We start from the raw sequence: 20736 nt of genomic DNA on the forward strand, positions 1-20736 counted from the left end.
AGAGATGTGTATAAGAGACAGAACTACTGTTATGAGGGCGGGCTCGCATTCGGCCCGTATGAGCAGCACGGCCCGGTCGCTGGCCGAACCCCAGGTACTCGCCCGTGCCAAGCAGCGGCTCTTTCCGGGCGACGAGGACGGTCGGTCGTACGCGGTCACCGACACCCAGTTCTCCCAGGCGGAGTGGCGACCCGGACGACCGATCGATCCGGCAGTCCGGGACCTGCTGGCACCGTTCAACCACGTCCAGGTCGGGAGCGGCTACCCCGACCTGGTCGGGGTCCGTACCCTCGAGTCCGACCTGCTGGCGGTCGAGCGGATCGGCGACGAGCCGCCGCTGATCGCCGTCGAAGCGAAGGGGTACGCGAGCGGCGGCGTCGACACGGAACGCGGGATCGTTCAGGCCCACGACCGCCTCGGCGAGGCCAACGTCGCCTACGTCGCCACACCGGTCGGCGCGATCTCGGAACCGGACCGAACCCTCGCACGGGAGTTGAACGTCGGCGTCCTCGGGGTCGATCCCGCGGGCGGCGTCGAACCGCTCGAGGTCCCCCGCGTCGTCGGCAATCGGACGACGACGGCCGCGCGGGCGATCCGCTTCCAGGCCGGGGCCCAGGGGGTTGCCGACCAGTCGTTCGGCCTCAATCACCCGAAAAACTACCTCGGCTACCCGCTCGCACACTACGCGGACGGCGATACCGCGACGGTGCTGTCGGAATACGACGTCGTCGACGCGGTCGCGGAGGCCCGACGCGGGGCCGCGTTCCTCGGACTGATCGTCGCCGACGCCAGGGTCGAACTGACCCCGCTGGGCGAGGAGGTGGTCCGGTTCGCGAAGGCCCGGTACGGGAGCGTCGAAGGGGCCCTCGAGGAGTTCGCGGCGTGGCACGGCTCGCCGAAGCGGTTCGCCGACCTCGCGCCGGCGTGGGGACAACTGGCCCGCCGCGTGGTGTTCGACTACGAAGCGACGGAGTTGCTCGTCCGGGAACTCCAGGCCATGCACGACCACGGTATCCCGGAGCCGTCGCTGGTCGAGGTCGTCGACTGGCTCCACGAACTCTATCCCTCGTTCACTATCGAACTGTTCGTCCGGGGAGACGAAGCCGTCCGCGGACGGGTGCTCACGGAGGACGGGGACCTCCGGCTTGCTTCGCTCGAGGACGGCGAAATCTACCACTCGCCGACGGTCTTCCAGTTGAAGGCGATGCTGTACCACGCGGGCATCCTGACCGACCGGGGAAGCGAACCCAGCGACCTCGAGCCGACCGCTGATGTCTGGGCGCTTCGGGAGCCCGTGTAACGGTGTCAGTCGTCCTCGAGTTCGGTGGCGTCGAGGTTGCCTCGAGAGACTCGGCCACGATCCGACGGCCGGTAGGTCCCGCCAGTTTCGTCGTAGTACTCGAGGAGGTCGTGTTCACACAGCGTCATCGGTGTTCTCGGACGGTCTGTCGGCTCCAGCCCGTGTTCTCTGCGATCAGCCGAACTGACAGAACGAGTTCGTGAGCCCCCCCCTCGTTGGACAACAACTCGAGGACGTACCTGTCGACTGTCGTCATCCGGTCGGCTACCTTCGGACGCATCTTTTCGACGACGCTTTCTGTCCGTTTGACTGTTTTTATCCCTGTGTACAACCAGTGCTGTTTGTCACAGGAACGGCACGGGTATGTTCTCCGCCGGAAGCAGGGCGGTGCGGACGCTCGCTGTTCCAGCAAACAGCTATGACGACCGACGACTCACGGGGTCTCGACGGCTCGATCGACCGCCCGTACCGAACCGGCCCTCTCCCGACGGTGGTACCGCAGACGAATCCATTCACGACCGGCTCGAGGCGACGGATCGCCCCACTCGAGGCCGACTCGCGAAGCACCAAACTGCCGAACCCGCGAAACTGGAAGACGTAAGCGAGGCTACTCGTCGGGAAGCGAGACGACACGTCCGCGAAATACGGGCAGAAACGAGCTCCGTCGCCTGTTGTGTCGGCCTCGACGCAGCGATTCCGTATCGCCCGTCGAACTCGAGAGACGAGTCCGTGTGACAGGAACCATCGACCGAGTCCGAATCGGGCGGCCGTACCCCGAGAACTCCCCACCACGACGAACACTCGAGAACGGGAACGTCGACTCGGTGGCGAGGATCGTCAGTGAGCCGCTACAGCGAGGGCGACGAGCCAGCGTCGACGGTCGCCTGGCTGTCCTCGGCGGTGACGGTACCGTCAGCGAACGAAATCCGGAGGCTGCCGTCGGCATCTTCGATCTCGACCGTCCGCCCTTCGTACTCGAACTCGAGGGCAGCGAACCCGTCGGAGCGTAAAAGCGAGTCGAGGGCGTCCGGATCGACGGCGTCGTAGAGCGGGGACAGTTCGACGGCGTCGGTACCGGTTTCGCGGGCAACGAAGTCGACGATCGCCATACTGGGCCGTCGGTCGCCGTCTGCTACTACCGTCGCCGTCGGGTTCGAGGATGGGTTCATAGCACCCGATACACGAGCACCAGTAAAGTATATTCCTCAAAATTCCATCTCGAAACGCCAAGATAGAATGACGGTACGAGTCGTCGTATGGTTCCGTCTCCGATTCGAAATGGCTGCTTCAGACTCGAGAATGAGTCAAAACAGTTTCGACCGTCTCCGTTTCGTGGTTCGGTCGGCGGCGAATCCACAGTAATTTTTCGGACGCGACGAATTACCGCCGGGGCACCTCGTGTCGTCCGAACCCGTACCGGAGCCGGTTGGCGAGCCGTCGCGAGAACCGACCGTCCTCCGCGCGCGACCCGAACCGCTCGCCCAGGGCGGTGTAGATCAACGGGAGCGGGACCTCCTGCTCGAGTCCCTCCTGTACCGTCCAGGTGCCCGTCGAGCCACCCTCGACCCGGTCGGCGACGTCGCCGAGGTCCGACCCTTCCTCGTGGAACGCCTCCTCACAGAGCTCCAACAGCCACGATCGGATCACTGCGCCGTTGTTCCAGACCGAGGCGACCGACTCGAGATCGAGGTCGTACCGGCCCTCGTGGAGTAGTTCGAACCCTTCACCGTAGGCCTGCATCAGGGCGTACTCGACGCCGTTGTGGATCATCTTCACGTAGTGACCCGATCCTGCCGGTCCCATGCGTTCGTGCCCGTCCGGCCCCGTGGCAACCGCGTCGAATGCGGGCACGAGTTCCTCGTAGGCGTCTTCGGGACCGCCGATCATCAGCGAGAAGCCGAGTTCCGCACCCGCCGGCCCCCCCGAGGTTCCGCAATCGAGGTACCTGGCGGAACAGGACTCGGCCCGTCGAACGGAGTCCTCGAAGTAGGAGTTGCCCCCGTCGACGACCACGTCCGTGGGCTCGAGATGGGGGTCGAGTTCCTCGAGGGCGGCGTCGACGGCATCGCCGGCGGGAACCATCAGCCAGATGTGTTTGCCCTCGCCGTCTCCGGCCTCGAGCGTTTCGGCGAGGTCGGGAAGGGAGTCGGCCGGTTCCGCGCCGGCCTCCGCGGCCGCCGCGACGGCGTCGTCGTCGATGTCGAAGGCGACGACGTCGTGGTCAGCGGCGAGGAGTCGATCGACGACGATCCGGCCCATGCGTCCGAGTCCGATGACGCCCAGTTGCATGGCGGTAGCTCCGGGGGGAACCGAGGTAGTGGTTGTGATTCTGCGCGAGGAAGAGGACGGAGAAACTGGAGAACGAACGGCCGAACCGGAGAGTGACGACTCTCGCGAACCGCCGCGACTCAGTGTCCAGTGCCGACGAGCGTCCCCGTATCGTCCTCGGGGTCGGGGTCGGGACCGGAGTCAGGGTTCAGTGCCGGGGCTGCTCGAGTCGCGCCCAGCCGATCGCATCGAGCAACACGACGCGATCACCGTGGCGAACGTAGACCCCGTTGTACTCCGTCTCGCCGCCGTCGTAGTACGGCAGTGAGTTCCGAACGGCGTCGACGATCGACCAGGCACCGTCCCGGTCGAGCGTGACGTGGGCCCACTCCTCGCGGGCGTCGTTCCGAACCGCGCGGCCGATCGCGCGCCGCGCGCCGGGAATGTCCGCGAGCCGGTCGGACGAAGCGTCGACGATCGTCGCTCCGTGCGGAACGTTAGAGCGGTCGACGATCCGTGCGCCGAGGTTCGCCTTCGATCGTGACCCGCCGTCCTCGTCGCTCGAGCGTCGCGAACGGAGCACGTAGCCGGCAACCGCAGCCGTCCCGACCACCAGCAACGAGAGTGCCATGTCTTTCCCCCTAGCCATCATGCGGTGTACCTTACAGTAACTGACTAAGTATCTTTTGTAAGAATTTTCGTCACCTATCGAACCGTTCGGAACCGCGGGAACCCCGCTAGATGAGGGTGGCGACGTTCGTCGTGATCGCGCCGGAGACGACCAGCAGGGCGATCGCGACGACGGCGGCTGCCCGGTACAGCCCGAGCACATCGGCGGCCGGCTCACGCAGCTTCTTCCCGTTGAGCCCCGACTCGAACCGCTTCGAGCCAACCTCGACGAGCGCCGCCAGGATCAGCCAGAGTGCGACCATTACCAACACCAACTGGCCGTTGATCGTCCCGAATAGCGACTCCGACGTGTAGCGGGTCCCCGCCAGGTGACCGCCGGAGAGCAGGAGTACCAGCGCACTCACCCGCGAAATAGTCGTCAACTTCCCCGAGATCGTCTCGAGCGGTGCCGTGGTGTTGAACTGTCCGTCACGAGCCAGTGGGAGCACGACGAACGCGACGTAGAAGACGCTGCCCGCCCAGACCGATGCGAAGATCAGGTGGACGGTCTGCATGATAAACTGATCGACCATACCGGACGGGTTGGACGGAACTGGTATCAGCGTTCCGACTCGCGGCCGGCAGTCGCAAGCATCGGTGCCCGTCCGCGCCGCGTTACTCGAGTCGGTCACACTCTGCCGTCCAGGTGACCAGGCGACGACGAACCAGCGCATAGAGCAGCGAGATCGTGACGCCCGCGGCGACGACGGCAGCGAGCCACCCGTCGAAGACGACCAGGGACGGAGCCGCGAGAGCAACTGCGAGCGCCGCGTCTTCGGGTGCGCCGTCGTAGCGGACCCACCGTCGGGGACGAATCCAGCGCCCGCGCACGTGATTATATACAGCACGATCGCTGGGATCGGTCCACGGGTCCATCTCGGGGCCGCCACCGAAGGCGTCACTCACAGCGTGGAGCCAGGCCCCGACGGCGAAGGCGGCGACCGCGGCCGTGAGAGTCGAGGGTGCGACGACGGCAACCCCGACGGCGAAGGCGGCGACGACGAGGCCGCACACCGGGAAGTGAAGGGTTCGGCGATGCTCGAGGACGACATCGAAATCGGGAGCGATCCCGCCGAGAAGAGCGCCAACCGCCAGCGGGACTCGGAGTTCCGGGATCGCCGCGGCGACGGGCGCGACGGAAGCGAGCGCGACGAAAACGTGTGTGGTCGCCATCATCCGTGATCACCGCGCATACCCGTCGTTCGTCTCGAGCGGGGAAAAGTGATCCTCTCGATGCTCGACACGCATCAGGCGTCACCGGTGGCGACTCCCACGGGCGTTCCTCGGCGTACTCCACACGGCGTTCCAACCACAGCCGATCGTACCCGAGAAACCGATCGTGATCGTCGATCCGACCCCAGACCTCGAGGGCGTCGGCGGCGTGCTCGCCGGCTTCGCCGGCTTCGTCGGCGAAGTCGTAGAGCAACTCTGCGGTCGCGTGAGCGAGTGCGGGAACGGCCGGAATACGCCGCCGTCGCGTCCGAGCGTAGGTGATTCTTTCGGCAGCGTGCTGTAGACCGTCGTACAACCAGCCAGGGCGACCAGACTGCCGGCGTCGGTGTCAGCGAGGAGCCGACGACGGGAGAGCTGTGGAGAGGGATAAAAACGAGGATTTCATCACGAAACAAAAGAAGAGGTTTCCGAACCGACCGCGGCGTGAAGACTCACTCGAGGTTCTCTCCTTGATAACTTCCGTCGTAGACCTCCTCGTGGTCGGCTTCCGCGAACACGAGCTGGGCGATCCGGGCACCGCGTTCGATCTGGATGTCGTGATGGACCTGCAGCAGTCCCTCGCCGCGTCCCTCGTAGCCGGCATCCCAGACCGCCGTGTTGAGCATACACGAGTTGCGCATCAGCGACGAGCGCGGGTAGACAAAGCCGACGTGGTTTTCGGGAATCTCGATACGTTCGCTGTAACGTGCGATGTAGGCTCCCGCCGGAAGGTAGTACGTGTCGGGGTTTTTCTCCTCGAGTTCCTCCATCGGGCGGGCGACCCGGTCGCCGATCTGTTTGCCGTCCCGACCGAGATACCCTGGCTCGAGTTGTTCGAAAACGACGTCGAGGGTGAGGTCGACGCCGTTGGGTTGTACCTGCTCGTCTGTCGTCGGCGAGACGTGCTCGGCGACGAACGCACCGGACCGGAACATGTCCGTGTGTACCCGGGGAGCGAAAAAAGGGTATCCGTTCGGTTGCACCCCCCGGCCGCGCCGAGGACCAACCGGTCGGCCGACCCGCAATAATTGCGGGAAGGCTTGCTCACTGGTCGAAATCAACACGGTCGTTCCTCATGGAAACACGCTGGTTTTATCAGGCCGGACAGCCGAGATTCGGGTGCTATGGGACAAACTCTCACCGAAAAGGTTCTCGACGATCACCTCGTCGACGGCGAACTCGAGACCGGCGAGGAAATCGGTATCGAGATCGACCAGGTCCTCACTCAGGACACGACGGGGACGATGGTGTGGCTGCAGTTCGAGGCGATGGGACTGGACGAAGTCCAGACCGAAATCGCCGCCCAGTACTGTGACCACCAGACCTACCAGTTCGACTTTAAGAACACCGACGACCACCGCTTCCTGCGTTCTGCGGCCGGCAAATACGGTGCGTACTTCTCCCGACCCGGTAACGGTATCTGTCACAACGTCCACCGCGAGAACTTCGCGGCTCCCGGCAAGACGCTGCTCGGTTCCGACTCGCACACACCGACCCCCGGCGGCCTCGGTCAGCTCGCGATCGGTGCTGGCGGGATCGACGTGACCGTCGCCATGGGCGGTGCTCCCTACTACATCGAGATGCCCGAGATCGTCAACGTCCGCCTCGAGGGCGAGCTCCCCGAGTGGGCGACGGCGAAAGACGTCATCCTCGAGTTGTTGCGACGCCTGAGCGTCAAGGGCGGCGTCGGCAAGATTCTCGAGTACACCGGTCCCGGCGTCGAATCGCTCACCGCGCCCGAGCGTATGACTATCACCAACATGGGCACCGAGCTCGGCGCGACCTCCTCGATCTTCCCGACCGACGAGCAGACCGAAGACTACCTCGAGCGTGTCGGCCGCGGCGACGAGTACGTCGAGCTCCAGCCCGACGAGGACGCCGAGTACGACGACGAGATCGTCGTCGATCTCTCGGAGCTCGAGCCGCTGATCGCCCAGCCGTCGATGCCGGACAACGTCGTCCCCGTCCGCGAAGTCGCGGGCCAAGACGTCGACCAGGTCATCGTCGGCTCCTGTACCAACGGCGGCTACGAGGACATTCTCCCTGCCGCGAAGATGCTCGAGGACCGTGAGGTCAACCCGACTACGGAGATGATCGTCGCGCCCGGTAGCAAGCAGGCCTCCGAGATGCTCGCCCGCGAGGGCTGGGTCGCGGAGATGATGGCTGCCGGCGTCAACTTCTCCGAGGCGACCTGCGGAGCGTGTATCGGTATCGGTCACGTCCCCGCCAGCGACTCCGTCTCGCTGCGGACGTTCAACCGCAACTTCGAGGGTCGCTCCGGTATCGAAGACGACAACGTCTTCCTCTGTTCGCCGGAAGTCGCCGCCGCTGCGGCGATCAAAGGCGAAATCGTCGACCCCCGAGACCTCGCCGACGAACTCGGCGACCTCGAGGACCCAGGCATCGAGCTCCCCGACGAGTACGACGGCTCGAAGACGGACCTCATCACGCCCGACGAAGCCCCCGACGACGAGCTCGTCAAGGGCCCGAACATCGGCGACGTTCCGCTCCGGGACGAACTCGGATCGGACATCGAGGGTGATGCACTCCTGAAGATGGAAGACAACATCACGACCGACCACATCATCCCTGCGACCCAGGACATCCTGATGTACCGGTCGAACATCGAGAAGCTCTCCGAGTTTACTCTGAGCCGCGTCGACGACACCTTCGCCGAGCGCGCGAAGGAAGCCGACGGCGGCGTCCTCGTCGCCGGCGAGAACTACGGCCAGGGCTCCTCGCGTGAGCACGCCGCGATGTGTCCGATGTACCTCGGTATCGAGGCCGTCCTCGCCCAGAGCTTCGCCCGAATCCACCGCGCGAACCTCTTCAACTTCGGGATCGTCCCCCTGACGATCGACGAAGAGACCTACGAGGACATCGACCAGGGCGACGAGGTCGAAATCGTCGACGACGTCTACGACGCCGTCACCTCCGGTCAGGAAGAGTTCACGGTCCGTGTCGGTGACGAGGAGTACACCGCCACGCTCGACGCCTCCGAGCGTGAACGCGACATCCTCGCGGCCGGTGGCAAGCTCGCCTGGACGAAAGAGCAGGCCGAAGAGAGCGGAAGCGGCGCGACACCCGCCGACGACTGATCGGTTGCCGACTGCCGATTGACGACTGGCTGCTACCGGCTACTCGCCGTTCGATTCTCGTTTTCTTTCGGTTGTCTCCGAGCGCCTCGAGTGCCTCGAGCGAGTCGGTCGACTCGCCGACTCGCCGACTCGTCGACTCGTCGTCCCGGCCGCCCCGACCGTCTCGGCCGAATGCCGGTTCCGTCACCGTCATACCCCCACAGCGGATAGCTCGAGCGAATGCCGACTGCGAACGGCACCGGGGTAGACTGTGCGAACGCGGGGTATCGACGCCTCTTCGAGAGCGACGAACTGACGGTTGGCCTCGGTTTCCCCCTGACGGGAACGAGTCAGTCGACGCCCGACATCGACCGGGAACTCGAACTCGCTCGCCACGCCGAGTCGCTGGGATTCGACGGACTCTGGGCCCGCGACGTTCCGACCTACTGGCCGGCGTTCGGCGACGCAGGACAGACGTTCGACACCTGGCCGTGGCTCTCCCACGTCGCCGCCCATACCGACGAGCCAGCGCTGGGCACCGCGAGCGTCGTCCTCACGCTCCGGCATCCGATCCACGTCGCGAAATCGGCGGCCACCGTCGACCGCCTGTCGGATGGCCGGCTCGTGCTCGGCGTCGCGTCGGGCGACCGCGATCCGGAGTTTCCCGCCTTCGACATCGACCGCGAAGAGCGTGGGGAGCTGTTCCGCGAGCGATTCGAAGCCATCCGGACGCTCTGGACCGCAGAGAGCCCCGAACTCGAGGGGGAGTGGGGATCACTCGATGGCCAACTCGAGATCGTCCCGGAGCCGACGAGCGAATCGATTCCGATGCTTCCGACGGGGAACGCCCGGCAGTCACGGGAGTGGATCGCCGAGCACGGGGACGGCTGGCTGTTCTATCACCTGCCGGAGCGCACCCTCGAGGAGTACGTACAGCGGTGGCGGGCCGACGCCGGCGACGAGCCGTACGCGATGGCGGTCCGCGTGGAGGTGGCCGACGATCCCGCCACAGGCCCAGAACAGCTTCATCTGGGGTATCGGGCCGGCATCGAGTGGTTCCGGGACTACTTCGCTCGGCTGGACGCGTACGGCGTGGATCACGTGATCGTCTCGATCGAGAACGAGGACCCGGAGGCGGCGATGACGCGGTTCGCCGAAGCGATCGTTGCGGAGTAACAGTTACGGGTTCGATTTCCCGTCGTCGCCCGACTCGAGTTCGATATCGACCGTCTCGGTCCGTCGTGATTTCGCCGCAGTCCCGGGTGCTGTGCCGTTCGGGTCGACCTCGAGGACGGGGACGAGCGACCGGGACCGGTCGTCGTGGCTCGAGGGGGACTCGGGTTCGCCGTCGCTTTCGGGTTCGCTTTTCGCCCGCCCGTTGGCACCAGGACCGCTCTCGAGTTCGGTGTCGACCGTCACGGTCGGGGCTTTCGTGATCGCGTCCCGCAACTCCTCGTCGGACCGGGTGTCGGACGCGGATGGAGACTCGGTCGTGTTCCGATCGGGAGCGGATGGGTGGGCCGATCTCGGACCTCGATCGTCGACGGGGATCCGCGCGTCCGGAAACCGGAGTCGAAGCGTCGGGAGCGATCCGTAACTCGCGTCGATGGTCGCTTCGGTCCGCCGTTTGTCGCCGTCACAGGGGACGAGTTCGACGAGCAACGCGAGATAGGCATTCCCGTGTTCGTCCAGCTGGCGTCGTTTCCGAACGACGAGAATCTTGTTCCAGCCGAACCAGCGCAGATCGCACACGAGCAAGACGCCGGAGATCACCGTAAGGGTACGCACGGTGTCCATGTGGCTCGTCTCCCCGTCGGCGACGATCTCGATCGGCGTCGTGATCGGCTCGTCGAGACACGACCAGTCACAGTCGAGGTTCAGATCGATCCCGACGCCGATCTCCGTTCCGGGACGTAACTCCTCGACCTCGAGTCGGGTACCGTCGTCGGTTACGGTACCTGCCTCGGTTTCGAACCGGAGCGTGTCGTCCTCGAGCGCTAACGTGAGTTCGTGGATATCGTCCGGGAGTTGGTTGGCGACGTCGAACGTCGCGAGCGGCAACCGCTTGTCGTCGTCCCCGAACAGGAGATCGCTCGTTTCGACACCATCGTCGGAGTCGCCGGTCTCGACCAGCCCGAGGTACGCCTCTTCGTCCGCCACGGCGTCGATCTCGACGTCTCGCTCGGCCCCGGCGTTCGAGAGAGCCAGGGTATCGACGGCCAACAGTCCGCTCGAGCCGGCAAGCATGGCTAGTATGGTACGTCTCGTTCCTGTCATCGGTCGGTTTCGTTTCCGTGTCATGCGATCGTTCGGTTACGTTGGGCACGTTCCAGTTCGGTCGTGGTCGTGGTCGTCCATCGCGAACGGCCGACACGCCTCGAAGCCGACTCGAGAGGCCGGCCGTCCGTTCGCACTCGAGTTCGGAGCCGTGAGTCAGGCACCGTCATCGTCCCGGTACTCGAGAGCTACGTCCGGCGGGCCGTCCGTGATCCCCAGCCGATTTCGGCGGGCGTAGTAGCGGTGTGCGACGGCCGATACCCCGAAGGAGACGAGAACGAACGCGCCCCACTGGTACGGGGACAGCGCCGCGAGCGGCCCGGGACCGACCACAGAGACCGCGAGCAAAACTGCAGCCAGCGCAGTCAGTCCGAGGTAGTAATCGCTCCAGGGAATCTCGTGTCCTCGTACGACATCCATGTAGATTTCGACGTCCTCGAGGGCTGCCGTGGGCTCTACGGTCCCGCGGTCCCGGTTGAACTCGATAACGCCGGCCTCGTCCATCTTCGGGAGATGAGACTGGTGTAAGGCCGTGTAGACACGCTTGCGATCGCTGCTGGAAACCTCGTGAAGTTCGAGGCCGTCCTCGGAGGCGGCGATCTCTTCGGAGAGCGTCCCGATGTCGATCGCGTCCCCTTCGCGCATGAGTTCGTGGAGGACGTGGCGGCGACGCCGGTTCGAAAGAATCTCGAAGAGTTCGTCCTCGGTGAGCGCTTCGTCGGTCGGCTCGGTGGCTGGTGAACCCTCGGCATCGGCAGGGCCGACAGTGTCGGTGTCGGCCACCCCATCGGCCGTATCGTGATCCGATGTGTCGGTTTCCCCAGTAGAGCCTGCTTGCGTTACCCCCATGTCGGGTAGTCCATATTACGTTCACTGGTAAAATAGTTATGCAAGAAATAAGTATTTGGTTCCAATCGGTACGGAGCGGAATTCACAATCGACGTTTCAGACCGAGTCAACGAGTGGAATACTCGAACGGACGGGCGTCGGCCGACGGTCGACGGGCGAAAGCGATGTTCAAGACGCTATTAACGCCGAGTCAACGATCGATTCCGGCATCGACCGGCGTTTTCGAGTTCGGTGACCGTGAGTCAACTGGAACCGGAACCGCAAGTCGGAGTCGTTGGGTCCGACCTCTACCAGGTCAACGGATGGCCGACTCCAGTTCGGTTCAGTCAGTCGAGTGTTGACGATCGTTCTTCGGTAATTGAAATTAACTCCACGAGTGTATTACAATACCCCTTGGCAGGGTTGTCCGAGATGTAATCCCCGCGGTGGGGATCGGGCGAACGACGATATCGAGCTGGTCCGTGTGGATGGCAGCTGTGGTCGCCCGCGAACACGAGACGACAAGACGGAGCATCCAACTATGGAACGACGCAAATTCGTCATTGGAATGGGAGCACTGGCATCGGGAGCAGCGGCGGTCGTCGGTACGGGCGCGTTCTCGACCGTAGAAGCCGAGCGGTCGGTAGAGGTCGACGTCGAAGGCGACGCCCAGGCCTACCTCGAACTGACTGGCGACGAAGACTTCATCGCCAATCCCAACCCGACGGAGAGTGAACTCGAACTCGCGTTCGGCGTCGATGTGACGGCCGAAGGTGGTGGAACAGGCTTCAACGACGACGCTGTGACCGAAGTCGAAGGGATCGTCACGATCGCCAACCAGGGGACCGAGGACGACGTGCTGGTCGAATTCGGCGAAAACGGTGACGACGGAAACGAGACGGAAGTCCACCTCGAGGACGCTGACGTGACGCTAACGCTGCCCGAAGACGAGACGCTCAACCCTGGCGAGAGTGTCGACGTCGACGTCACCGTCGATACGACCGATCCCTCCGGTAGTGAGAGCGAGGGAGACGTCACGATTTACGCCGAGGCACAGTAACCCCGTCCTCGGGTACACTCATGAAACGGAGATCGTTTATCGTTGCAGCAGGTGGCGTAGCCGCCGGTGGGTTGACGCTCGGTACTGGTGCCTTCAGCACCGTTGAGGCCGAACGGACCGTCGAAGTCGAGATCGCCCACGACGCCGAGGCGTATCTCAGTATAGAGTTTGGTCCGGAGGTTTCCGAGATCAGTGAGCAATTCACGGAAGATGTCGGTAATCAGATCGCACTCGACATCAACTCTCTCGCAAACGTCGACGGAACCGGAGACGGTGCCAATATGGGTGCCGTGACCACGTTCGACGAACTGTTCCGGATTACGAACGCCGGATCGGATGGGGAGGACGTGTACTTCTGGGCCGAGTTCCCGGAGGACGACGACGAAACACTTCTGGAGGATATATTCCTCTATCCCGAATCCGACAACGGCTCACGGCTCGAGGGCGACGAGGAGCAACTCGAGCTAGCGACCGGCGAACAGGCATACATCGGGCTTGCGGTCGAGAAAGACTCGGGCGATACGACGCCCGCGTACGATCCTGACGACCCCGTCGTCTTGCACGCGGACACGGACGGACCAAGCTGATCGAGGACGGCCAGCCCGGACGTTCTTTGCCTTTCATACTATCGGACAAACCACTACACACACCGATCGTACTCGAGACGGGATCGGGTGTGTGCAGACTGTTGTCCAGTAGTATCGCCCCCGCCCACGGTGAGGCGGGGAATCCGCCTTGGTATCGATAGTAGTCACTGCACGTCAGTGCGTACCTGCTCGCCAGACTGACCGGCGGTCAGTGTGCAAATCGTTACAGGTAGGACTATCTTCGAGCAACGGGAGCATTCCGCCGTCTGCCCGCGGCGTCTCCGACGCCACGCTGTTCACGGCGTTCACAAGACCACTGATCTTGCACACACACCGGAACTCGTCGGGTTCCGGCGACGTTGACGAGAGCGAATCTCTCGTTGACCCGTAGCGGACACGAGTCAACGGCCGTATTACAATACGGGTAGCCGCGGTTCCCTCGAGCGGGAACGCGACGGTGAGCGAACCACCGGCCGCCTCGATAGCTTGGGGGCTCTCGAGGCAGGTGACGACGCGGCCGTGAGGAGTGCTCGAACGCCCGATCACCGATCACTCGTCATCCATCACCGATACTCTCACCCGTTCACCCGCTCGCATCGGCGGTCGCGTCGCCACGTCAGTGGTCACTCCGACGTGTCCACTGCCCGCCACACCCGATCGCCGGCGCGTTCCCGCCGACGGCTTTCGCCGTCGTCGCCGTCGTCGCCGTCGTCGAACGCAACGCTACCCCGACGAACGGCCGGCCGTCCGGACTGGAGAACCGGGGGATGGCAGTGAGTTACGCGAGTTCGAATACGAGAGCACACCGAATACGCATGTCGACGCGAGATCGTAGACGCCGTACGAGGAGGGGACCGACGGGCCGACGAGCGGTGGCGCTCGTACTCGCCGTGTTGTGTGTCCTGTTGCTGACCGTCGCCGCGACCGGCGGGAGCAGCCCTGGCGTGATAGAGGATCGTGACCGTGACCATGACCGTGACCGCGTCCTCGAGAACGTTACCATCGAGCCACACGACGGACCGAACGGGGCATACGCACACTTCGACGGGAACGACGAACTCGGAATCGATCTCACGGCCAGCAACGATGCCCTCGAGGGCGACGGCGTCCCGGCAGAGGCGACCACCGGCATCGACGACGTGTTCCGGCTCGACTACACCGGCGACGAGCGTGCCCGTATCTGGCTCGAACACGACTCCGCTAGCGTCAGCTTCTACCGTTCTGACGGGAGCCGGACGGCGATCGACGAGAAACACGACGGCACGACGCTCGAGCCCGAGCGTTCGCTCGATGTCGGTTTCACCGTCGACACCCGCGATCGGGAGACGATAGACCCGTTGATCGAAGGGATAAAAATTCGTGTCGAACGTCCGGACGCTTCCGACGGGACGGACATCTCCGACGGTGAGATCGGCGCATCCGCCGTATCGCCCTGCCCGGTCGGTCCGAGCGTAGCGGTCGAGACCCCGAAAAAGACGACTCGAGTGGTCTCGGTCACGAACGCCGGAGGTTGTGGCCCGGAGACGATCGACCTGCCAGGGATGGCGCTGACCGACGGCATCACTCTCGAGCGCGTCGTGATCGGACCCGCAGGCGAGGAGGGATCGGTCACCATCGGGACGAATCGATGGCCGACCGGAGACGAGCGCATCGAACAGCTCCGAAGGGACGCCGACACCGACGACGATCCAGTCGGCACGATCACACTCGAGGGAGACTCCGTGGCGGCGTTCGAGACCGTCGAGTACCGGCTAGTCGTCGATCGTGACCTGCACGAAGAGCCGAAACCGATCCTCGGAGACGACGACGATACGGACCCGATCGCCGTCTACCGCTACGACGAGAGTGGATGGACCGACGCTGCCCTCGAGCGCGTGAACGAAACGGAGCGGACACTCGAGTACGCGGTCCCCGTCGTCTCCGAGACCGACCACGTCGTGACCCTGGAGCGACGGGGAACTGTGAGCGCAAACGACGACACCGGTGACGCCGACTCGGACCCGGTCCGCGAGGGGGCCGGAACCGGTGACCGAAACCCCGGAGACGGAACTGACGACTCGGCCGACGTGGACCGAAGCGGCTTCGGGTCTGGCCACGGGACGGTAGCCACAGCCGTTGCAACGGTAAGCGGTGCTCTCACACTCGGAATCTTCGTCGGTCTGGCGGCCGTCCGTCTCGTGCGGACGTATCGCTGAGTCGTCCCTACGTTCGTAGAACAGTTCGAGCGTGCGCAAAATATTTCATGTCCCAAACCTTCAAATGATAGAACGTAATTGCCTCAACTGGGAATGATCCGACGGGGGGTGAGCCGGGGGCTCCAGGGGGTGGCGATCGTCGTTCTCGTGGCGTTGCTCGCTGGACAGTTGCTGGGCCAGCCGATCCTGCTGGGGTTCGTCGAAACCGGGAGTATGGAACCAACGATCGAGACCGGCGACGGGTTCGTCGCCGTCCCCAGCGAAGTCACCGACGACCCGGCGGTCGGCGATGTCGTCGTTTTCGACGCCCAGGAGATCGAAGGCGGGGGTCTGACGACCCACCGTGTCGTCGCCGAGACCGATCGGGGGTACGTCACCCAGGGAGACGCGAATCCCTTCACCGACCAGGACGGCGGTGAGCCCCCGGTTCAAGACGGCCAGATCGTCGCGGTCGCGCTCCAGGTAAACGACGACGTCGTCACGGTTCCGAACCTCGGAACCGCCGTCATGGCGATCGGCGAGGGACTCGAGTGGGGGCAACGATGGCTCGCGACGACGCTCGGTATTCGAGCGTTCCTCGATACGGCCGGAATCGCGTATCTCCTGTTGGGGCTGTCGCTGTTCCTGTACGCAGTCGAAACGCTCCGGGAGCGGCGTCGACCCACGGGACGGTCAGCACTCGCGTCCGAGCGGCCCGGACCGGCGGGAGACCGGGCGGAGTACGAGACGCTGGACCCGCGGCTGCTCGCCGGTATCCTCGCCCTGCTGGTAGTCGTCGCCGCCAGTGCGGCGATGATCGCGCCGGCAGGAACCCACTCCTACGACGTCATCAGCGCGGAGTTCGAGTCCGAGCGACCGATGGTGATCGAACAGGGAACGACCGACGAAATCTCCTACGAAGTGGACAACGGCGGAATCGTCCCTGTCGTCGCGTACCTGGAATCGGGAAGCGAAGGGGTCGACGCCGAGTCGGGGCCGACCACCGTCGGTTCGCGGTCCTCAGAAGCGGTGCCGGTCTCGATTACAGCGCCGGCGGAGACCGGCCACTATCCGGTCTACGTTACCGAGCACCGATACCTGTACGTGCTGCCGGCCCCCGTCCTGGACGCGCTGTACGACCTCCACCCGTGGGTGCCGGCGCTGACCATCCTCGCCATCCTCGGCGGTGGATTCTACTGGCTCGGTCGTCGCCTGCTCGGGCCGGCCGAACCTCGAGCGCAGCGTCGAACGGCCCGGCGGAGACGGACCGACCGACCGAACGGCGATCGACGGACGAGACGCTCGCGATAGATACGGAGTGAAACGCGACAATGGCAACCAACGACACCGACGACGCGAATGCGGAGCCGATCGGGACGGCCGAAACGGGATGGCTCGAGCTTCGCGCCCTGCTGGCGGAGTATCGGACGGCACTGGTGATCGCCTTCGTCGTCCTGCTCACGCTGGGGGCGTGGATGAGCTACGGTGCCTACGCCGAACCCGGCGTCGAGACCAACCAGCGGCTCGAGTCAGCCTGGACGGCGACGGGGGAACTCTCCCACCAGGCGACCGTCACCGAGTCGACCGAGGTGTTCCCGAACGGAACCGTCCTCGAGGATGAGCCACTCTACTACGCTGCGATCGCCCCCGAACTCGAGGGAGAGTTCGCCGCCGGCTACGAGGCCGATTCGGCACGGGACGTGGAGGTCACGGTGACGGTCGATCTCGTCTACAGCGCCGAGGACCCCGAAGCGGAGACCGTCTACTGGCACCAGGAAGAGCGGCTCGTGTCGGTAAACGAGTCGAGCGTCGAGCCGGGCGAGGCCGTCGACGCGGCGTTCGCCGTCGACGTCACCGAGGTCGGGGCCGCCATCGACGAGATCGAAAACGAGTTGGGGGCCAGCCCCGGCCAGACCGACATCCGCCTCGAGATAGAGCGGGAGATCGAAGGCGAGATCGAGGGCGAATATCGCAGAGCGGTCGATCCGTACGCGGTGTCGCTCGAGTACGACGGGAACACCTACGAACTCGAGGGTGCGGACACGTACGACGAAACCCACGACGAGGAGTACGAGACGGTGACGACGCCTGCGACCCCGGGTCCGCTCCGGTCGATCGGCGGCCCGGCGGTGCTGGGAGTCGGACTCGTCGGCCTGGTCGGAACGGCGGTCGCTTCTCGCCGACTGCCCGAGCCGACGCGGGCCGAACGCGAGTGGTTGGCCTACCGCGACCACCACGAGCAGTACGCAGGAGTGATTACCCGCGCCCGCCTGCCACCCTCGACGTGCGCCGACGAGTCTGAACGTCACGGCACCGTGACCGTCGAGAGCCTCGAGGAGCTGGCCGGGCTAGGGATCGACGTCGGAGCCGCGATCCTCTTCGATCGACGAACGGACCGGTACGTCGTCCGCCACGGCGGGACGACGTACGTCTACGATCCCCCGTCGCCGCCGACCGCCGTCACCGACGCCGGCGACCCCGTGGAGAGAGCGGGCGACACTGCAGACGAGGTGTCGGCGGGCCCGGCGTCCGCCCGAGGCCTCCTCTCGCGGATCAGTACTCGGCTCGGCTCCGTCCTCGGCGAGAGCGCGAGGGGGGACGAGGGCGAGGGCGAGGGCGAACGAGACGGTAGCGACAAAGCGGACGAACACCACGGCAGTACCACCGTGTGGGAACCAGGGAGGAGCGATACCGACGGGGTGAGGATATCGAGCGCCGACGGTGGGGCTGACGGTGCCGGTGGCCGTGACGGTGACGACCCGTGGCCCGGCGAAAACGAACCCACCCACACCGACGACTGGATGCTGGAGTTGGCAAACGACATCGGATCGGAAGAGGGGACGAACGACGATCCGACCGTGGCGAACGAATCCGACGCTCGAGAACTCGAGTCCGGCGTCGGCAACCGAGGATAACTTGTGGAGAAAGGCTCGGCGCTTCCGCTTCAGGTCGGCGTAGCGTTGGGCGACAGTCCTGCGCTGTTGTCCCCAATCGTTCGAGCCGTGTTTCTTCCGAGAGAGATCGCGTCGGACACGTTCCAACCGTTCGCGTTCGTCGGAGAGGTCTGGAAATCTGGCGACGTAACGGGGGTCCCGTCCGTATTATCTGCGTACTGCAGGATGCCAACGTGAATCCCGACGACTCGCTTTGGATTCTCCGGTTTCTCGGGTACGTCCTCGTCCGTGTCGATACCGAACGCGGCGAACCGCTCCCCGTGGGTTCTTACTCGACCGTGACCTGTTTGATTGTCGCGTTCTCGGGGATGGTTCGGTGGAGGTAAGTCGGACTCTCACCGGTTTTGCTCACCCACAACACGGGCCGACCACTCGTATTCTTGAGTTCGAAGCCGGACTGGTTGGAGGTGAGCGACCGCTACTCCTGAGGTGGGTTCTACTTAAAACCGGTCTAGCGAGAACATGTCCACGTCGTGGTCGGTCTCGCCCTCGAGGGCGAGATCGGCGAGAATCTCGCCGACGACGCTGGCGAACTTGAATCCATGTCCGGAGAAGCCAGCGCCGATCGCGACCTGCGGGTGGTCGGACAGGGTATCGAGCACGAAGTGTTCGTCCGGCGTGTTCGTAAACAGGCAACTCTCCATGCGCATCGTCGGCCCCGCGCCGGCCGGGAAGTACGCCTCAGCGAACTCCCGGAGAAGCCGTTCGTCTGCCTGGGTCGGCTCCCGTTCGAAGGCGTCGGGATCGACGATTTCCTCGCGATGGTGATACCTGCCGAATTTGAACCCGGGGAGGTCGTGGACCGGGAACCCGTAGTATCGGCCGTCGGGCGTCTCGAGGTTCCAGACCGGGAACCGATCCGGCTGGAACCGCGCCGGCTCCTCGGGCTGGAGCCAGGTTACGACCTGTCGCTCCGGCTCGAGGACGCCCGCGAGTTCGTCGACGAAGCGGGCGGCCCACGCACCCGCGGTGACGACGAGGGCGTCGGCCTCGTAGGCGTCGTGATCGGTCTCGACGCGGACGCCGTCGTCGGTCCCGGTCGGCGTCCAGTCGACGACCCGTTCCCGGGCACGGATCGTCGCGCCCGCGCGGTGGGCTCGGTCGACGTGGGCGACGATACACTTCTCGGGAGCGAGAAAGCCGCCGTCGGGCTGGAAGACCGCCTCGTACTCGTCGGGAAGCTCGTAGCCGGGATACCGTTCCGACAACTCCGCACTCGAGAGCCGTTCGTGCTCGAGGTCGTGTTCCTCGCAGGACCGGGCCGAGGTCGCGACGAAGTCGGAGTCGGCGGGCCCGGCGTCGATCGACCCGGTCCGGCACAGTAACTGCTCGTCGTGCTCGTCTTCTAACTCCATCCACAGCTCGTCGGCCCGCCGGAGCAGCGGAACGTACGCGGGGTCCTCGCCGTAGGCGAGCCGGAAGATACGGCTGCGGCCGTGCGAGGAGCCGTAGTCGTGGGGCACGTCGTACCGCTCGAGGCCGAGGACGTCGACGCCGCGGTCGGCGAGGTGGGCGACGGCGGCGCTTCCCATGCCGCCGACCCCGAGGACGATGGCGTCGTACCGTTCGGTCATAGACGGCGATACGGGAAGCGGTGCGAAAATACTTCTCACTCTCAGTCCCGCTTTCTCCCTCGCATCGCCCGAGGACTCCCGTCCCGACTACTCGGGTCCGTCGTCGGCTTCGTCTTCCCGGTCGGTCGCCGTACCGTCGGTCTCGACCTCGTGATCGGTAGCCGTATCGTCGGCTCCGCGTTCGCCCGCACGACCCCAGTCCGCACGTTCCCTGAGCTGGCGCTTGTGGCGGCGCTCGGTCACGTGGGGAACCCCGTCGGCCAGATCGTCCCTGATCGAACCCTCGAGGTCGTCGATCTCGTCGAGAAACTCGGCGGCGAACTCGTCGACGAGTTCGAACGTCCACCGATCGCCGATCGCGCCTGCCGGCAGGTGGTCGTCGTGTAACCGGTCGGCCCACTCCTCGTGGCCGGCCTCCCTGAGTTTCGCTTCCGCGTCGCTCATCCGATTCATCCCGCGACCGACGTGGTGGTGGAACTCGAGCAGGCAGCCGTACGCACGATAAATGTACTCGATTCCGAGTTGCATCTCGTGGAGAGCCTGCTCCTCGGCGTCCTCGAGTTCGACGTCGTCGTCCGGGGCAGGTTCGGCGTCGAACGGCCGACCGCGGTCGGAATCGGTCATACCGGCCGGACCACGAACCATCAAAAAGGCGTTGGCGGGGCGGCAACGGCTGCCGCTTTCGGGGGTGTGGTGGTCGGCAACTCGAGGACGGAAAGGCTAACCTCCGTCGACCTCTAGAAAACCGTGAACGAA

Annotated in this window: 21 protein-coding genes and 1 pseudogene; 9 read left to right on the plus strand and 13 right to left on the minus strand. The window is 64.8% G+C overall.

The annotated features are described in order from the left end of the window. The first annotated feature begins 58 nt into the window (after positions 1-58). A complete protein-coding gene (locus tag C446_RS14210; RefSeq protein WP_006673824.1) occupies positions 59-1300 on the plus strand; it encodes a hypothetical protein in 1242 nt (413 codons plus the stop codon). A 5-nt stretch (positions 1301-1305) separates the two neighbouring features. Here C446_RS14210 and C446_RS20295 read toward each other — a convergent pair whose 3' ends face one another. The 7 genes from C446_RS20295 to C446_RS14245 all read right to left on the minus strand — a co-directional run bounded on the left by C446_RS20295 (position 1306) and on the right by C446_RS14245 (position 5413). After that, positions 1306-1428, minus strand: coding sequence for a hypothetical protein (locus C446_RS20295; protein WP_275039919.1), 123 nt, complete (start codon positions 1426-1428; stop codon positions 1306-1308). Further along, the gene (locus C446_RS20100; RefSeq protein WP_006673825.1) at positions 1425-1580 is read right to left on the minus strand and encodes a hypothetical protein; all 156 of its coding nucleotides are present in this window, start codon (positions 1578-1580) and stop codon (positions 1425-1427) included. The genes C446_RS20295 and C446_RS20100 overlap by 4 nt, the downstream gene beginning before the upstream one ends. A 568-nt stretch (positions 1581-2148) precedes the next feature. Then, positions 2149-2469, minus strand: a complete 321-nt coding sequence (locus C446_RS14225; RefSeq protein ID WP_239639515.1) for a HalOD1 output domain-containing protein — start codon at positions 2467-2469, stop codon at positions 2149-2151. A 211-nt stretch (positions 2470-2680) separates the two neighbouring features. Then, a complete protein-coding gene (gene gnd / locus C446_RS14230; protein ID WP_006673828.1) occupies positions 2681-3589 on the minus strand; it encodes a phosphogluconate dehydrogenase (NAD(+)-dependent, decarboxylating) in 909 nt (302 codons plus the stop codon). 187 nt (positions 3590-3776) lie between these two features. Further along, complete coding sequence (locus C446_RS14235) at positions 3777-4220, minus strand: hypothetical protein (RefSeq protein WP_239639516.1); 444 nt, start codon at positions 4218-4220, stop codon at positions 3777-3779. A gap of 85 nt (positions 4221-4305) precedes the next feature. Further along, on the minus strand, positions 4306-4770 hold the full coding sequence (locus tag C446_RS14240) for a hypothetical protein (protein WP_006673830.1): 465 nt from the start codon (positions 4768-4770) through the stop codon (positions 4306-4308). Positions 4771-4852: 82 nt separating this feature from the next. Further along, entirely contained in the window at positions 4853-5413 is a 561-nt protein-coding gene (locus tag C446_RS14245) for a hypothetical protein (protein ID WP_049920253.1), read from the minus strand. Between the two features lie 163 nt (positions 5414-5576). Here C446_RS14245 and C446_RS19135 point away from each other — a divergent pair, with 163 nt between their 5' ends. Next, positions 5577-5753, plus strand: a complete 177-nt coding sequence (locus tag C446_RS19135) for a hypothetical protein (RefSeq protein ID WP_160162978.1) — start codon at positions 5577-5579, stop codon at positions 5751-5753. Positions 5754-5901: 148 nt separating this feature from the next. On the opposite strand, the gene C446_RS14250 is transcribed toward C446_RS19135, so the two are convergent. Then, positions 5902-6384, minus strand: a complete 483-nt coding sequence (locus C446_RS14250) for a deoxyuridine 5'-triphosphate nucleotidohydrolase (RefSeq protein ID WP_006673833.1) — start codon at positions 6382-6384, stop codon at positions 5902-5904. A 189-nt stretch (positions 6385-6573) separates the two neighbouring features. Between C446_RS14250 and C446_RS14255 the strand changes: the two genes are divergently transcribed. Together C446_RS14255 and C446_RS14260 are read left to right on the plus strand one after the other, a co-directional pair. Continuing rightward, the gene (locus C446_RS14255) at positions 6574-8547 is read left to right on the plus strand and encodes an aconitate hydratase (RefSeq protein WP_006673834.1); all 1974 of its coding nucleotides are present in this window, start codon (positions 6574-6576) and stop codon (positions 8545-8547) included. A gap of 219 nt (positions 8548-8766) precedes the next feature. Continuing rightward, on the plus strand, positions 8767-9702 hold the full coding sequence (locus tag C446_RS14260) for a TIGR03571 family LLM class oxidoreductase (protein WP_006673835.1): 936 nt from the start codon (positions 8767-8769) through the stop codon (positions 9700-9702). Positions 9703-9705: 3 nt separating this feature from the next. On the opposite strand, the gene C446_RS14265 is transcribed toward C446_RS14260, so the two are convergent. Both C446_RS14265 and C446_RS14270 read right to left on the minus strand, forming a co-directional pair. Next, positions 9706-10773 (minus strand): hypothetical protein, encoded by a 1068-nt coding sequence (locus tag C446_RS14265; protein WP_006673836.1) that lies wholly within the window; start codon positions 10771-10773, stop codon positions 9706-9708. A gap of 186 nt (positions 10774-10959) precedes the next feature. Next, on the minus strand, positions 10960-11652 hold the full coding sequence (locus C446_RS14270; RefSeq protein WP_049920254.1) for a DUF7344 domain-containing protein: 693 nt from the start codon (positions 11650-11652) through the stop codon (positions 10960-10962). Between the two features lie 547 nt (positions 11653-12199). Here C446_RS14270 and C446_RS14280 point away from each other — a divergent pair. The 5 genes from C446_RS14280 (at position 12200) to C446_RS14300 (ending at position 18367) form a co-directional block, all read left to right on the plus strand. After that, positions 12200-12691 (plus strand): hypothetical protein, encoded by a 492-nt coding sequence (locus tag C446_RS14280; RefSeq protein WP_006673838.1) that lies wholly within the window; start codon positions 12200-12202, stop codon positions 12689-12691. 20 nt (positions 12692-12711) lie between these two features. Then, complete coding sequence (locus C446_RS14285; protein ID WP_006673839.1) at positions 12712-13278, plus strand: hypothetical protein; 567 nt, start codon at positions 12712-12714, stop codon at positions 13276-13278. Between the two features lie 872 nt (positions 13279-14150). Beyond that, entirely contained in the window at positions 14151-15473 is a 1323-nt protein-coding gene (locus tag C446_RS14290; protein ID WP_006673840.1) for a hypothetical protein, read from the plus strand. A gap of 93 nt (positions 15474-15566) precedes the next feature. After that, positions 15567-16763, plus strand: a complete 1197-nt coding sequence (locus tag C446_RS14295; protein ID WP_006673841.1) for a signal peptidase I — start codon at positions 15567-15569, stop codon at positions 16761-16763. A 20-nt stretch (positions 16764-16783) separates the two neighbouring features. Further along, positions 16784-18367, plus strand: coding sequence for a DUF5305 family protein (locus tag C446_RS14300; RefSeq protein WP_006673842.1), 1584 nt, complete (start codon positions 16784-16786; stop codon positions 18365-18367). Here the strand turns inward: C446_RS14300 and C446_RS20105 are convergent. The 3 genes and pseudogenes from C446_RS20105 to C446_RS14310 form a co-directional block, all read right to left on the minus strand. Next, a pseudogene (locus C446_RS20105) lies at positions 18359-18824 on the minus strand (transposase); the annotation flags it as partial. The gene C446_RS14300 and the pseudogene C446_RS20105 overlap by 9 nt on opposite strands. A 22-nt stretch (positions 18825-18846) precedes the next feature. Further along, positions 18847-19980 carry an N-methyl-L-tryptophan oxidase gene (solA, locus tag C446_RS14305; protein ID WP_006673843.1) on the minus strand — a complete coding sequence of 378 codons (1134 nt, stop codon included), beginning with the start codon at positions 19978-19980 and terminating at the stop codon, positions 18847-18849. Between the two features lie 87 nt (positions 19981-20067). Continuing rightward, a complete protein-coding gene (locus tag C446_RS14310) occupies positions 20068-20604 on the minus strand; it encodes a hypothetical protein (protein WP_006673844.1) in 537 nt (178 codons plus the stop codon). Positions 20605-20736 lie beyond the last annotated feature (132 nt).

The sequence above is a fragment of the Halobiforma nitratireducens JCM 10879 genome, from assembly GCF_000337895.1.
GTDB classification, from domain to species: Archaea; Halobacteriota; Halobacteria; order Halobacteriales; family Natrialbaceae; genus Natronobacterium; species Natronobacterium nitratireducens.